Source organism: Aeromicrobium sp. A1-2 (genome assembly GCF_003443875.1).
Lineage (GTDB): Bacteria > Actinomycetota > Actinomycetes > Propionibacteriales > Nocardioidaceae > Aeromicrobium.
The window spans coordinates 1,306,965-1,321,880 of sequence record NZ_CP027482.1; the positions used below are offsets into that span (position 1 = coordinate 1,306,965).

General features: G+C 67.6%; 12 protein-coding genes. 9 read left to right on the forward strand and 3 right to left on the reverse strand.

Annotated elements, in window-relative coordinates; genetic code table 11:
* Complete coding sequence (locus C6I20_RS06340) at positions 1-1,410, reverse strand: APC family permease (protein ID WP_118395189.1); 1,410 nt, start codon at positions 1,408-1,410, stop codon at positions 1-3.
* 95 nt (positions 1,411-1,505) lie between these two features.
* Here C6I20_RS06340 and C6I20_RS06345 point away from each other — a divergent pair, with 95 nt between their 5' ends.
* Positions 1,506-2,786, forward strand: coding sequence for a cytochrome P450 (locus C6I20_RS06345; protein WP_118395190.1), 1,281 nt, complete (start codon positions 1,506-1,508; stop codon positions 2,784-2,786).
* A 76-nt stretch (positions 2,787-2,862) separates the two neighbouring features.
* On the opposite strand, the gene C6I20_RS06350 is transcribed toward C6I20_RS06345, so the two are convergent.
* Together C6I20_RS06350 and C6I20_RS06355 are read right to left on the reverse strand one after the other, a co-directional pair.
* Positions 2,863-3,264 (reverse strand): hypothetical protein, encoded by a 402-nt coding sequence (locus C6I20_RS06350; RefSeq protein WP_118395191.1) that lies wholly within the window; start codon positions 3,262-3,264, stop codon positions 2,863-2,865.
* A 52-nt stretch (positions 3,265-3,316) separates the two neighbouring features.
* A complete protein-coding gene (locus C6I20_RS06355) occupies positions 3,317-3,970 on the reverse strand; it encodes an MBL fold metallo-hydrolase (protein WP_118395192.1) in 654 nt (217 codons plus the stop codon).
* 141 nt (positions 3,971-4,111) lie between these two features.
* On the opposite strand from C6I20_RS06355, the gene uvrA reads away from it, so the two are divergent.
* The 8 genes from uvrA (at position 4,112) to tpiA (ending at position 14,909) form a co-directional block, all read left to right on the forward strand.
* Entirely contained in the window at positions 4,112-6,976 is a 2,865-nt protein-coding gene (uvrA, locus tag C6I20_RS06360) for an excinuclease ABC subunit UvrA (RefSeq protein ID WP_118395193.1), read from the forward strand.
* Between the two features lie 9 nt (positions 6,977-6,985).
* A complete protein-coding gene (gene uvrC, locus C6I20_RS06365; protein WP_118395194.1) occupies positions 6,986-8,929 on the forward strand; it encodes an excinuclease ABC subunit UvrC in 1,944 nt (647 codons plus the stop codon).
* Complete coding sequence (gene rapZ, locus C6I20_RS06370) at positions 8,926-9,789, forward strand: RNase adapter RapZ (protein WP_118395195.1); 864 nt, start codon at positions 8,926-8,928, stop codon at positions 9,787-9,789. Before uvrC ends, rapZ begins: the two co-directional genes overlap by 4 nt.
* An 11-nt stretch (positions 9,790-9,800) precedes the next feature.
* Complete coding sequence (yvcK, locus tag C6I20_RS06375; RefSeq protein WP_118398661.1) at positions 9,801-10,769, forward strand: uridine diphosphate-N-acetylglucosamine-binding protein YvcK; 969 nt, start codon at positions 9,801-9,803, stop codon at positions 10,767-10,769.
* A gap of 36 nt (positions 10,770-10,805) precedes the next feature.
* Entirely contained in the window at positions 10,806-11,789 is a 984-nt protein-coding gene (whiA, locus tag C6I20_RS06380) for a DNA-binding protein WhiA (RefSeq protein WP_118395196.1), read from the forward strand.
* An 89-nt stretch (positions 11,790-11,878) separates the two neighbouring features.
* On the forward strand, positions 11,879-12,883 hold the full coding sequence (gene gap / locus C6I20_RS06385) for a type I glyceraldehyde-3-phosphate dehydrogenase (RefSeq protein ID WP_118395197.1): 1,005 nt from the start codon (positions 11,879-11,881) through the stop codon (positions 12,881-12,883).
* Positions 12,884-12,886: 3 nt separating this feature from the next.
* Positions 12,887-14,104 (forward strand): phosphoglycerate kinase, encoded by a 1,218-nt coding sequence (gene pgk / locus C6I20_RS06390; protein ID WP_118395198.1) that lies wholly within the window; start codon positions 12,887-12,889, stop codon positions 14,102-14,104.
* Position 14,105: 1 nt separating this feature from the next.
* Positions 14,106-14,909 (forward strand): triose-phosphate isomerase, encoded by an 804-nt coding sequence (tpiA, locus tag C6I20_RS06395; RefSeq protein ID WP_118395199.1) that lies wholly within the window; start codon positions 14,106-14,108, stop codon positions 14,907-14,909.
* Positions 14,910-14,916 lie beyond the last annotated feature (7 nt).

The window sequence follows — 14,916 nt, forward strand, 5'->3', positions numbered from 1 at the left end:
TCAGTCGGCGTCCTCGGGGTCGGACATCGTCATGTCCTCGCCGTGGGCCCGACGGTGCAGGTAGATCGGCACCGACAGGACGAGGCCAATCGCCAGCAACAGCCCACCCACGACGTACTGGTCGCCGCTGCGTCCCGAGAGTGGAGTCACCAGGTACAGGCACGCGAGCGCCCCGGTCACGGCGACGCCTGTGCGGGTGCGAAAGTGCGCGTGATCGACCCGATCGCGCCGGAGCACGAGGACTGCGACGTTGACCACGGCGAAGACCCCGAGCAGCAGCAGTGACGTCGTGCCGCCGAGGACTGTGACGACGTTCTCGCTGGCGTTGGCGACGTACGCGATCAGGACCAGCGCCAGCGCGGTCGTGAACGTGATCGCGGCCCACGGCGTCTGGTTCCGGCTGTGCACCTTCGAGAGGCTCTCGGGCAGGACCCCCTGCCTCGCCATCCCGTAGAGCAGCCGGCTGGCCATCATCATGTTGATCAACGCCGAGTTGGCGACCGCGAACATGGAGATGAACGGAAGGATGTCGTCGGCCGGCAAATTCGGTGCACCGGCGGCGACGACCTGCACCAGGGGTGGCGCGTTGTCGGGATCGGCCAGGTCGCCGACAGGGACCAGCGCGACGGCGCAGATCGAGACCAGGACGTAGATCACCGCGGCAATCCCGAGCCCGGTCAGCATCATCTTGGGGAAGATCCGGCTGGGCTCGTGGCACTCCTCGGCCATGTTGACCGAGTCCTCGAAGCCGACCATGGCGAAGAACGCGAGCGAGGTCGCCGTCGTGACCGCCAGGAAGACGTTCTTGTCGTCCGGGGTGTCGAATGCCGTGATCCGGCTGAAGTCGGCATCGCCACCGGCCATGGCGTAGAAGCCGATGACGATCACCAGCACGAGGCCGGAGATCTCTACCAGCGTCAGGACCACATTGGTCTTGACGCTCTCGCTGGCTCCGCGGAAGTTGACCGCGGCGACCAGCAGCATGAAACCCATCGCGGTCAGCATGATCTGGCTGTCGGAGGCGGACCAGCCGATGCCGGCCGCCAGATTGTCGGCGAACGCGTTCGACGCCGTCGCCGCAGACGTGATTCCCGAGCTCATGACGGTGAAGGCGACGATGAAGGTGACGAAGTGCACGCCGAAGGCCTTGTGGACGTACAGCGCCGCGCCGGCCGCCTGCGGATACTTCGTCACGAGCTCGAGATAGGACAGCGCCGTCAGCAGGGCTACGGCGAAGGCCACGATGAACGGCAGCCATGCTGCCCCGCCCACCTCGGCGGCGACCTGCCCGGTCAGGGCGTAGATCCCGGTGCCGAGGATGTCGCCCACGATGAACAGCAGGAGCAACCTCGGCCCCATGACTCGTTTGAGCGTCGTGCCCGATCTCGAGTTTGCAGCGTCCGTCGCCATGAGTCCCCCTCCATATGGGCCGATTTGAAGCGCCATCTTGCCTCAGCCTCAACCGAGTGGCTGAACCCCGCAACCGATCGGTGTAGTTTCGACCCGTGGTTGATGTGAGAGCGAGGATTTCTGGGTGGGCCGGCAAGCTGGTCATGCGACGCATCCAGCGGAAGGGCATCGATCTTTCCCGGATCTCGTTCATCCCCGAACCGACCAAGGTGCCACTGCAACGCCACGGCCTGGATCCGGTCCCGCGGCTCGCCGAGATCAGGGCGACCCAGCCCATGCACAAGCTGGACCTCCCGTTCAACTTTCGCGCTTACCTCGTGACGGGCCATGACGAGGCGCGGCAGATCCTGACCGACCGGGACTCGTACTCCAACGACATCCGGCACATGTTCCACGGCGACGGCCCAGCCACCTCTGATGACATCGGTGGGTTGGGCTTCACGGATGCTCCGCTGCACACGCGGTTGCGCAAGATCGTGACCCCCGAGTTCACGATGCGACGGCTGGCTCGGCTCGAGCCGATGATCAGCGACATCGTGGACCGCCAGCTCGATGCTCTCGCGATCGAGGGCACCGGTGCTGACCTGGCCAAGCATCTGGCCTTCCCGGTGCCGTTCCAGACCATCTGCGCGTTGCTGGGGCTCGACTACGAGGATCGCGACGCGTTCGAAAAGCTCGGCAGCGCACGCTTCGACGCGACCAACGGTGGTGCCGCGGCCTTCGGTGCGGTCTCCGAGCAGCGCGAGTTCCTGTTTGCAGCCGTGGCGAAACAGCGCAAGGAACCGGGCCCGGGCCTGATCGGGCAGATCCTGCGTGATGAGGGCGACTTGATCTCCGACGTCGACCTCGCCGGGCTCGCCGACGGAGTGTTCACGGGTGGATACGAGACCACCGCCGGGATGATCGCACTCGGCACGATCGTGCTGCTGCGTGATCCGGCGTACGCCGAGCTGATCCGTCGCGGCGAGCCGGCCGATGTCGAGCGGATCGTCGAGGAGCTCCTGCGCTACCTGTCGGTCGTGCAGGTCGCGTTCCCGCGATTCGCCAAGCGCGACATGGAGCTGTTCGGTCAGCGGATCAAGGCCGGCGACGTCGTGCTGGCCTCGCTCAGCGGCGCCAACCGTGATCCGCGGTCAGCTGGGGACCACCCCGACGAGTTCGACCCGTACCGCATCCCAGCCAGCGGACACCTGGCCTTCGGGCACGGCATCCACCGTTGCATCGGCGCCGAGCTCGCCCGCATGGAGCTGCGTATCGCCTTGCCCAAGCTGTTCCAGAAGTTCCCCGACCTCGCCCTCGCCAAGCCACAGGAGGAGCTGAGGTTCCGCGAGCTGTCCTTCGTGTACGGCGTCGACGAGCTCCCGGTCAGATTCTGACCGTGACAGACCACGCCGGCACGGCGGATGCGGTCAATGCCATGGACGTCATGCTGCCGCGGGTCGCCGAGGACTCCTAGGTCGGAGTGCCGGCCGATGTGCCATCTGATGCGCACTGGTTGAGCGTGATGGCCTTGTTGCGGGCGAAGTTCTCGGATGTCCGCGCGGCCTCGGGGTAGTCCGCGGGCGCGAGGTTGGCGTAGTACTCCACCGCATCCAGCAACGCGTCAGCCTCGGGCTCCTCGCTGATCGTGGCGTAGACCTTCGCGGTGACCTTGGCCTTCTCGAAGCTCGCAACGGTGCCCGCGTAGTCCTTCGCGTTGAACAGGTCGATCCCGGTGCGCACCTCGGCACACGTCTTGGTCTGGGCCTCGACGATCGACAGGGGAGAGGTCGTGGTCTCGTCCCCGGTCTGCTCGGAGCCGCCAGCGCAGGCAGACAGCGCGCCCAGCAGCACAACGGCCGCGATGATCCTCACCCTTCGAACAGTAGGCGCTGCTCGAGGGACCGCCACTCGAATCAGCTGTCGCTCACCAGCCCCGCTCGCGCCACTCCGTGAGGTGCGGACGCTCGACACCGAGCGTCGTGTCGGTCCCGTGGCCGGGATAGACGTGGGTGTCGTCTCCGAAGCGTCCGAAGATCTTGGACTCGACCTGATCGATCAGGGTCACGAAGTCCTCCGGTGCCCAGGTCTTGCCGACCCCACCGGGGAACAGCGAGTCGCCGGTGAACAGGTGCACGATGCCGTCGGGGTCGTCGTACGCCAGCACGATCGAGCCGGGAGTGTGGCCGGCGACCTCGATGACTTCGAGCTCGCACGATCCGACCCGGACACGGGCCCCCGTGCGGACGCGGGTCGTGACGGTGACCGGCAGCTCGTCGGCGTCGTCCTCGCCGGCGACAGTCTCGGCGCCGGTGCGCTCGACGATCGTCGGCAGCGCCTGCCAGTGGTCTCCATGTCGGTGGGTTGTCACGACGCGGGCCAGCCCGTCGCCCCCGATCAGGCCGAGCAGGGTGTCGGCCTCGTTGGCGGCGTCGATCAGCACCTGCTCTCCGGTCAGCACGCAGCGCAGCAGGTACGCGTTGTTGTTCATGTCGCCGACCGCGACCTTGGTGATCAGCAGGTCGCCTGCGGGCTGCACGTCGGCAGGACCGCCGACCTCGACTTCTCCGGTGTACGTCATGGAGGTCAGCCTGCCAGACCCGGACGGCGCCGGGTGTGACGAGCCCGACCACGCTCCCGGGAGGAAACTGTCGCACCCCGTCGTTACGATGAAGTGGGCGCGAGCTGTGCCCAAAACCACCACTCATTTCAGGGGAGCCTTGTGACCGACCGCCTCGTCATCCGCGGTGCACGAGAGCACAATCTCAAGGACGTCTCGCTCGACCTGCCGCGAGATTCGCTGATCGTGTTCACGGGCCTGTCCGGATCCGGCAAGTCCTCGTTGGCGTTCGACACGATCTTCGCCGAGGGTCAACGTCGCTACGTCGAGTCGCTGTCGGCGTACGCCCGCCAGTTCCTGGGCCAGATGGACAAGCCTGACGTCGACTTCATCGAGGGGCTCTCCCCGGCCGTCTCGATCGACCAGAAGTCGACCTCACGCAACCCGCGATCGACGGTCGGCACGATCACCGAGGTCTACGACTACCTCCGCCTGCTCTACGCCCGCGCCGGCCGCCCGCACTGCCCGGTGTGCGGCGAGCTCATCGCCAAGCAGACCCCGCAGCAGATCGTTGACCGCATCATGGCCGGCGAGCAGGGCGCCCGGTTCCAGGTCCTCGCCCCGATCATCCGCGGGCGCAAGGGCGAGTACGGCGAGCTGTTCCGCCAGCTGCAGTCCCAGGGGTTCAGCCGTACGATCGTCGACGGCGAGACGCACATGCTGTCCGACGAGCCGCCCAAGCTCGCGAAGCAGAAGAAGCACACGATCGACGTCGTGGTCGACCGCCTGCAGGTCAAGGACAGCGCCAAGCAGCGGCTGACCGAGTCGGTCGAGACCGCGCTCGGCCTGGCCGACGGCCTCGTGATCGTCGACTACGTCGACCTGCCGGAGGGCGACGAGCAGCGCACCCGCCGGTTCTCCGAGAAGCTCGCCTGCCCCAACGACCACCCGCTCGAGGTCGACGAGCTCGAGCCCCGATCGTTCTCGTTCAACGCTCCGTTCGGCGCGTGCCCCGAGTGTCACGGGCTCGGCACCCGCATGGAGGTCGACCCCGAGCTCGTGGTCCCCGACGACGCCAAGTCACTCAACGAGGGCGCCGTCGTCCCGTGGGCGTCGGCACATGTGTCGGACTACTTCTCCCGGCTCATCGGCGCGCTCGCCGACGAGCTCGGTTTCAGCGCCGACACCCCGTGGGGTGATCTGTCCGAGGAGGTGCAGGAGGCGATCCTGCGCGGCCACGCGACCAAGGTCCACGTGCGCTACAAGAACCGATATGGTCGCGAACGGTCCTACTACACCGAGTTCGAGGGCGCGATCACCTACCTCGAGCGCCGGCACGACGAGACCGAGTCGGACACCAGTCGCGAACGCCTCGAAGGGTTCATGCGCGAGGTTCCGTGCCGGGTCTGCCAGGGCACCCGGCTCAAGCCGGTGATCCTCGCTGTGACCCTGGAGTCCGAAAAGTTCGGCCCCAAGAACATCGCCGAGGTCTGCGCCCTGTCGATCAGCGAGGCGTCCGAATATCTCCAGACCCTCGAGATGAGCGACCGCGAGCTCCAGATCGGCGAGCGGGTCCTCAAGGAGATCAACGAACGACTGCGCTTCCTGCTGGACGTCGGCCTGGACTACCTCGCGCTCGACCGCGCGGCCGGCTCGCTGTCCGGCGGCGAAGCCCAGCGGATTCGGCTCGCGACCCAGATCGGCGCCGGCCTCGTCGGCGTGCTGTACGTCCTGGACGAACCGTCGATCGGCCTGCACCAGCGCGACAACCACCGGCTGATCGACACCTTGCTCCGTCTGCGCGATCTCGGCAACACCCTGATCGTCGTCGAGCACGACGAGGACACCATCCGCGCGGCCGACTGGGCAGTCGACATCGGCCCCGGAGCCGGTGAGCACGGGGGACAGGTCATCGTCTCGGGCCCGGTCGAGGAACTGTTCGCCAGCGAGGACTCGCTGACCGGTCAATACCTCTCCGGACGCAAGTCGATCCCGCTTCCGGAGTCACGGCGCGAGCGGGTCCCGGGCCGAGAGCTCACGGTGCACGGCGCCAAGGAGCACAACCTGCGCGACATCGACGTGACGTTCCCGCTGGGCATGTTCGTCGCCGTGACGGGCGTGTCCGGCTCGGGCAAGTCGACGCTGGTCAACGACATCCTCTACACCCAGCTCGCGCGTACGGTCTACGGCGCACGGACGATCCCCGGCCGGCACCGCACGATCACGGGACTCGAGGAGGTCGACAAGGTCATTCATGTCGACCAGTCCCCGATCGGCCGCACCCCACGGTCCAACCCCGCGACCTACACCGGCGTCTTCGACCACGTCCGCAAGCTGTTCTCGCAGACGCCCGAGGCCAAGATGCGCGGCTACCTGCAGGGCCGGTTCTCGTTCAACGTCAAGGGCGGACGCTGTGAGGCGTGCTCGGGCGATGGCACGATCAAGATCGAGATGAACTTCCTGCCCGACGTCTACGTCGCGTGCGAGGTCTGCCACGGCGCCCGCTACAACCGCGAGACGCTCGAGGTCCACTACAAGGGCAAGACCATCGCCGAGGTGCTCGAGATGCCGATCGAGGAGGCAGTCGAGTTCTTCGAAGCCATCCCCGCGATTGCACGCCACCTGCGCACCCTGGTCGACGTGGGACTGGGCTACGTACGCCTGGGCCAGTCCGCCCCGACGCTGTCCGGTGGCGAGGCGCAGCGGGTCAAGCTGTCCGCCGAGCTGCAGAAGCGGTCGACCGGCCGCACGGTCTACGTCCTCGACGAGCCCACGACGGGCCTGCACTTCGAAGACATCCGCAAGCTCCTCGGCGTCCTGCAACGCATCGTCGACACCGGCAACTCGGTCATCGTCATCGAGCACAACCTCGATGTCATCAAGACTGCCGACTGGGTCATCGACATGGGTCCCGAGGGCGGAAGCGGCGGCGGCCTGTTGATTGCGGAGGGCACTCCCGAGGACATCGCCAACAGCCCCGACAGCCACACCGGCACGTACCTCAAGCCGCTCCTGGTCACCTCGTAGGCTGGCTCGGTGGCAGATCCTGCAAGCTATCGGCCGGCCCCGGGCGAGATCCCGGCCGAGCCCGGCGTCTATCGGTTCCGTGATGCCGATCGCCGAGTCATCTACGTCGGCAAGGCCAAGTCGCTGCGACCTCGACTGAGCTCGTACTTCCAGGACATCTCGGGCCTGCACCCCCGCACGCAGCAGATGGTGCTGACGGGTGCCTCGGTCGACTGGACCGTCGTCAGCACCGAGGTCGAGGCGTTGGCGTTGGAGTACTCCTGGATCAAGGAGTTCGATCCGCGGTTCAACGTCAAGTACCGCGACGACAAGTCCTACCCGTGGCTCGCGGTGACCGTCGGTGAGGAGTTCCCGCGGGTCACGGTCATGCGCGGTGCACAGCGCAAGGGCGTCCGCTACTTCGGCCCGTACGGCCACGCGTGGGCGATCCGCGACACCGTCGACACGTTGCTGCGGGTCTTTCCGATGCGCTCGTGCTCGGCCGGCGTGTTCCGCCGGTCCAAGGCGATCGGGCGCCCGTGCCTGCTGGGGGACATCGGCAAGTGCGCCGCCCCGTGCGTGGGTCGGGTCAGCCCCGAGGAGCACCGGGCAATCGTCAACGACTTCCTCGCATTCATGGGCGGTCAGACGGCCGGGTTCACCAAGCGCATTGAGCAGCGCATGCGCGACGCCTCCGACAACCAGGAGTACGAGCTCGCTGCCAAGCTCCGCGACGACCTCGGCGCGCTGCGCCGGGTGCTGGAGAAGCAGACCGTCGTGCTCGGCGACGGCACGGATGCCGACGTCCTGGGCTTCGTCGATGACCCGCTCGAGATCGCGGTGCAGATCTTTTCAGTGCGCGGCGGCCGGATCCGCGGGCAGCGCGGCTGGGTCGCCGAGAAGGCCGACGAGGCCGACTTCCCCGAGCTCGTACAGCGGGCGCTGATGACGCTCTACCAGGACGCCAACGCCGCGGCGATCCCACGCGAGGTGCTGGTCCCGACGATGCCGGCGGACTCCGCGACCGTGACCGAGCTGCTGGCAGAGCGGCGCGAGGGGCCCGTCACGATCCGCGTACCCCGACGAGGGGACAAGCGCGCACTGATGGCGACCGTCGAGCAGAACGCCAAGCAATCGCTGATGCGGCACAAGATGAAGCGTTCCTCGGACCTGACGGCGCGCAGTCTCGCACTCGAGGAGATCCAGGAGGCGCTCGACCTGGAGACCGCGCCGCTTCGGATCGAGTGCTACGACATCTCCAACCTCGGGGCGACCGAGACCGTCGCGTCGATGGTCGTCTTCGAGGACGGTCTGCCCCGCAAGTCCGAGTACCGCCGCTTCACGATCCGCAACGAGGGCCAGAGCGATGTCGCCGCGATGCACGAGGTCATCACCCGACGCTTCAGCCAGCTGCTCAAGGCGCGCGAGGGCAACCATGATGAGGGCCCCGGTATCGACCCGGAGACCGGCAAGCCCCGACGCTTCGCGTACACACCTGCGCTCGTGGTCGTCGATGGTGGGCCGCCCCAGGTCGCCGCGGCGCACGCGGCGATGCAGCAGCTCGGCATCACCGACATCGCTCTGGTGGGTCTGGCCAAGCGACTCGAGGAGGTCTGGCTGCCGGAGGACGAGGATCCGGTGATCCTGCCCCGCACGAGCGAAGGCCTCTACCTGCTGCAGCGGCTTCGCGACGAGGCGCACCGCTTTGCCATCACCCACCACCGGGGTCGCCGCAGCAAGTCGATGATCGAGAGCGTGCTCGATCCCGTGCAGGGTCTCGGTCCGACCCGGCGCAAGGCCCTGCTCAAGTCGTTCGGCTCGGTCAAGAAGCTGCGTGCCGCGACGGCCGAGGAGATCGCCTCCGTGCCCGGGATCGGCGCGGCTACGGCACAATCCATCGTGGAGGCGCTCGCGACTGGCGAGCAGACCCCCGCCATCAACACCGCAACCGGCGAAATCCTGGAGGACCGTTGACGACCTTGACGCAGCTCGTGCTCATCACCGGCATGACCGGAGCCGGGCGGGGTACGGCCGCCAAGGTGCTCGAGAAGCTCGGCTACTACGTCATCGACAACCTTCCGCCGGGGCTCCTGTCCCAGGCCGTGTCGACGATCCGGCAGTCCGAGGACATCGATCGACTCGCGGTCGTGGTTGACGCACGCTCGCGGCACTTCTTCGGCGGCCTGGTCGACGCGCTGGAAGACCTGCGTGACTCCGGGGTGAACACCCGGATCCTTTACCTCGAGGCGGCCGACGAGGTCCTGGTCCGCCGACAGGAAGCAGCGCGGCGCCCGCATCCGCTGAGCCTCGAGGGGCGTCTGATGGACGGTCTCGACCGCGAGCGTGAGCTCCTCCGCCGGATCCGTGGTCGCGCCGACATCGTCGTCGACACCTCCAACCTCAACGTCAACCAGCTGGCCCAGCGGGTCCGCGGCGCGTTCGAGGACGCTGACACCGGCGGGCTGCGGGCCTCGGTGGTGTCATTCGGGTTCAAGTACGGCCTGCCGATCGACGCCGACATGGTCGCCGATCTGCGATTCCTGCCAAACCCGTTCTGGGTCGAGGAGCTGCGACCCCTGAGCGGGCTCGACGCGCCGGTACGCGATTTCGTTCTGCGGCAACCACGTTCCGCGGAGTTCCTCGAGCAGTACGAGTCGCTCGTCGAGCTCCTGACTGGCGGATATCTCAACGAGGACAAGCACTTCCTGACCATCGCGATCGGTTGCACGGGAGGTCGCCACCGCAGCGTGGCGATGTCGGAGGCGTTCGCGGAGCGGCTGCGGATGCAGGGTGTCCGGACCCTCGTGGTCCACCGCGACCTGGGTCGGGAGTAGTCGTGGCGACGATGCGACCCACGCACGTCGCCGGACGCGCCGAGGGGGATCTCAAGGTCGTGTCCCTCGGGGGCGGCCACGGCCTCGCCGCGAGCCTGTCGGCGTTGCGGCGCATCTCGACCAACCTGACGGGCGTCGTGACGGTCGCCGACAACGGTGGTTCGTCCGGCCGGATCCGCGCTGAGCTCGGCGGACTGCCTCCCGGCGACCTGCGCATGGCGCTGGCGGCCCTGTGCGGTGACGACGACTGGGGACGGCAGTGGGCGGCGATCCTGCAGCACCGGTTCTCGGGTACAGGGGAGCTCAGGGACCATGCCGTGGGCAATCTGCTGATCGCGGCGATATGGGACCAGGTGGGTGACCATGTCGCGGGTCTCGACCTGGTCGGGGAGCTGCTGGGTGCGCAGGGCCGGGTCCTGCCGATGGCTTCGGTACCGCTGGACATCGAGGCCGACGTCCACCTGCGCTCGGCGCCGGACCGGCTGACGCTCGTACGAGGCCAGGTCGAGGTGTCCAAGACCGATGGACAGGTCGTCACGGTGCGGCTCGACCCGATCGACCCACCCGCCTGCCCCGAGGCCGTGACCGCAGTCGAGGACGCCGACTGGGTCGTCGTCGGACCCGGGTCATGGTTCACCAGCGTCATGCCGACGTTGCTGGTGCCGGACCTGCGAGATGCGCTGACGACCACGTCCGCCAAGCGCATCCTGGTGCTCAACCTGATGGAGCAGGAGGGCGAGACCGAGGGCCTGACCCCGACCGACCACCTCGAGGTCCTGGCGGCGCACGCGCCCGAGCTTCGGCTCGATGCCGTGATCGCGGACAGCAGCCTCGTTGACACGCGTGGCACGCTGGAGTCGACCGCACGCGGACTCGGCGCCCGGTTGCATGTCGCGGACATCGCGGCCAGCCCAGGATCGGACCAGCACGACCCGGGGCGGCTCGCGGCCGCTTTCGGTCGAGTCATGAGACAGGCATAGAGTGACCACATTCTCGACACAAAGGGGTTCGGCCGAATGGCGATGACGGCTCAGGTGAAGGCGGAACTCGCCAACACCACCATCACGAAGTCGTGTTGCCGCAAGGCCGAGGTCTCCTCGATCCTGCGCTTCGCCGGTGGTCTGCACATCGTCTCGGGGCGCATCGTGATCGAGGCGGAGCTCGACACCGGTGCGGCTGCCCGGCGTCTCCGCAAGGACATCGCGGAGATCTATGGGCACGACAGCGAGGTGCTCGTGATGCAGAACGCAGGCATCCGCAAGGACACCCACTACGTCGTCCGGGTCTCCAAGGACGGCGAGGCACTGGCTCGCCAGACCGGGCTCATCGACGGAAGCGGTCGTCCCATCCGTGGGCTCCCACCGCAGGTCGTCTCGGGTTCGTCGTGCGACGCTGTCGCTGCGTGGCGCGGATCGTTCCTGGCCCACGGCTCGCTCACCGAGCCCGGCCGGTCCTCGGCACTTGAGGTCAGCTGCCCGGGACCGGAGGCTGCTCTTGCGCTGGTCGGCGCGGCCCGACGACTCGGCATCAGCGCCAAGGCTCGCGAGGTCCGGGGGATCGACCGCGTCGTGATTCGTGACGGCGAGGCGATCGGTGCCCTGCTGACCCGGCTCGGTGCGCACGAGTCGTTGCTGGCGTGGGAAGAACGCCGCATGCGGCGCGAGGTGCGCGCCACCGCCAACCGGCTGGCCAACTTCGACGACGCCAACCTGCGTCGATCGGCGCGGGCAGCGGTCGCGGCAGGCGCCCGCGCACAGCGTGCCCTGGAGATCCTCGGCGATGAGGTCCCCGATCACCTCAAGATGGCCGGCAGCCTGCGGGTCGAGCATCGGCAGGCCAGCCTCGAAGAGCTGGGCCAGCTGCACGAGCCCGCGTTGACGAAGGACGCCATCGCCGGACGCATACGGCGCCTGCTCGCGATGGCCGACAAACGGGCCGAGGAGCTGGGCGTGCCGGACACCGAGTCCACCCTCGGCGACGAGCGTCTCGCGGAGGGCTGATCCCACCGGGTGAGGTGACTCGCCGGTAGCGCCAGCAACTCGGTAGGGTGAACATGCCACCCACCCCGATCCAGCAGGAGACAGTCCCCGTGACCGTACGCGTAGGCATCAACGGATTTGGCCGCATCGGCCGCAACTTCTTTCGCGCGGCTCGTGCCGCCGGGGCAGACATCGAGATCGTCGCCGTCAACGACCTGACGGACAACAAGACCCTCGCGCACCTGCTCAAGTACGACTCGATCCTCGGCCGCCTCGACGCCGACGTGTCCTACGACGACAGTTCGATCACTGTCGGCGACCAGCGGATCGCCGCATTCGCCGAGCGCGACCCGGCAAACCTCGACTGGGCCAGCGTCGGAGTCGACATCGTCATCGAGTCCACGGGCTTCTTCACCGACGCGACCAAGGCCAAGGCCCACATCGACGGCGGCGCCAAGAAGGTCATCATTTCCGCCCCGGCGAAGAACGAGGACGTCACGATCGTCATGGGCGTCAACCACGACACCTACGACGCTGCGGCCCACACCATCATCTCCAACGCCTCGTGCACCACGAACTGCCTGGCGCCGATGGCCAAGGCCCTCAACGATGCCCTTGGCATCGAGCGCGGCCTGATGACCACGATCCACGCGTACACGCAGGACCAGAACCTGCAGGACGCTCCGCACTCGGATCTGCGCCGGGCGCGCGCCGCGGCGATCAACATCGTCCCGACCTCGACGGGCGCGGCCAAGGCCGTGAGCCTCGTGCTCCCCGAGCTCAAGGGCAAGCTCGACGGCTTCGCGCTTCGCGTCCCCGTGCCGACCGGATCGGCAACCGACCTGACGTTCACGGCATCGCGTGAGACGACGGTCGAAGAGGTCAACCAGATCGTCAAGGACGCGGCCGAAGGCGCGCTCAAGGGCTTCCTGACCTACACCGAGGACCCCATCGTCTCGTCCGACATTGTCACCGACCCGTCATCCTGCGTCTTCGACTCGGGTCTGACCAAGGTCATCGGCGACCAGGTCAAGGTCGTCGGCTGGTACGACAACGAGTGGGGCTACTCCAACCGCCTCGCCGACCTGGTCGTCCACGTCGGATCGTCGCTCTGAGCCGTGAAGACGGTCTCAGATCTGGGTGACCTGCGCGGCAGGCGCGTACTCGTCCGCAGCGACCTCAACGTGCCGCTCGACGGCTCGAGGATCACCGATGACGGTCGCGTTCGCGCGAGCGTCCCGACGATCAAGGCGCTCGCCGACGCAGGAGCCCGCGTCCTCGTGACGGCCCACCTGGGTCGTCCCGATGGCGTACCCAACCCGACGTACTCCCTCGCGCCGGTCGCCGAGCGGCTCGCAGAGCTCTTGGGCGCCCCTGTGCTGTTCGCGAACGACACGGTCGGCCCGGAGGCCCAGCGCATCTCTGCGGCGCTCCAGGACGGTCAGGTCGCGGTGCTGCAGAACGTTCGGTTCAACCCGGGCGAGACCAGCAAGGACGACGCCGAGCGCGGCGCCTTCGCCGACGATCTGGCAGCCCTGGCCGACGTGTTCGTCTCGGACGGATTCGGGGTCGTGCACCGCAAGCAGGCCAGCGTCTACGACATCGCGAGCCGTCTGCCGTCGGCTGTCGGTGGACTGGTCGAGGCCGAGGTTACGGTCCTCAAGCGGCTCACGGACGACCCAGAGCGCCCCTACGCCGTGGTGCTGGGTGGCTCGAAGGTGTCCGACAAGCTCGGTGTCATCGACAACCTGCTCGACAAGGCCGACAGCCTGCTGATCGGTGGAGGCATGGTCTTCACGTTCCTCAAGGCCCAGGGCCACGAGGTCGGCAAGTCGCTGCTCGAGGAAGATCAGCTCGACATCGCGCGTCGCTACATCCAGCAGGCGGCCGCCAAGGGCGTGGATCTGGTGCTGCCGACCGACATCGTCGTGGCTCCGGAGTTCAACGCCGACTCACCCGCCACGACTGTCGCTGCCGACGCGATGCCAGCCGACCAGCTCGGCCTGGACATCGGCCCCGACTCGGCGGCTCGCTTCGCCGAGATCATTCGTGGGTCCAGGACCGTGTTCTGGAACGGTCCCATGGGCGTTTTTGAGATGGCGGCCTTCGCTGCCGGCACCAAGGCGGTGGCGCAGGCATTGACCGAAGTCGATGGACTTTCGGTCGTCGGCGGGGGAGACTCGGCCGCGGCGGTACGTCAGCTGGGCTTCGCCGATTCGGACTTCGGTCACATCTCGACCGGCGGCGGCGCCAGCCTGGAGTACCTCGAGGGCAAGACGCTCCCGGGCCTCGACATCTTGGACCAGCTCGATCAACAGCGCCTCGAAGGGAACTGACATGGCCTCCGCACGCAAGCCACTGATGGCCGGCAACTGGAAGTCCAACCTCAATCACCAGGAGGCCGTGGTCCTCGTCCAGAAGCTCGCGTGGACGCTGCAGGACAAGAAGCACGACTTCGACAAGTCCGAGGTCGTCGTGATCCCGCCGTTCACCGACCTGCGCAGCGTGCAGACGCTCGTCGACGGTGACCACCTGGCGATCGGCTACGGGGCGCAAGACGTCTCCGAGCACGACGGCGGCGCCTACACCGGTGAGATCCCGGCGTCGATGCTGTCCAAGCTGGGCTGCTCGTACGTCGTGGTCGGACACTCCGAGCGTCGTGAGCACCACGCCGAGAGCGATGCGCTCGTCAACGTCAAGGCCGGCAAGGCGCTCGACGCAGGCATGAGCCCGATCGTTTGCGTCGGCGAGGGTCTGGAGATCCGCCAGGCCGGTGACCACGTCGCCTACACGCTCGCTCAGCTCGACGGCTCGCTCGCTGGTTTCACCGCCGAGCAGCTCGCTTCTGTCGTCGTCGCCTACGAGCCGGTCTGGGCGATCGGCACGGGCGAGGTTGCCACACCCGAGGACGCGCAGGAGGTCTGTGCGGCCATCCGTGCGCGGGTCGAGGAGACCTGGTCGCCGGAGGTCGCTGCGGCATTGCGTATCCTTTACGGCGGATCGGTGAAAGCGGCGAACATCGCCGCCATCATGGCGAAGTCGGATGTCGACGGTGCCCTGGTCGGCGGAGCAAGCCTCCAAGCGGAGGAGTTCGCCGGGATCGCCCGGTTCTACGCCATGCCGGACCTGTCCGGCGCCTGACAACGAA

Coding starts and splice junctions, on each gene's coding strand:
- C6I20_RS06340 (WP_118395189.1), bottom strand. CDS start 1,410: ATGGCGACGGACGCTGCAAACTCGAGATCGGGCACGACGCTCAAACGA.
- C6I20_RS06355 (WP_118395192.1), bottom strand. CDS start 3,970: ATGACGTACACCGGAGAAGTCGAGGTCGGCGGTCCTGCCGACGTGCAG.
- yvcK (WP_118398661.1), top strand. CDS start 9,801: ATGCGACCCACGCACGTCGCCGGACGCGCCGAGGGGGATCTCAAGGTC.
- whiA (WP_118395196.1), top strand. CDS start 10,806: ATGGCGATGACGGCTCAGGTGAAGGCGGAACTCGCCAACACCACCATC.
- tpiA (WP_118395199.1), top strand. CDS start 14,106: ATGGCCTCCGCACGCAAGCCACTGATGGCCGGCAACTGGAAGTCCAAC.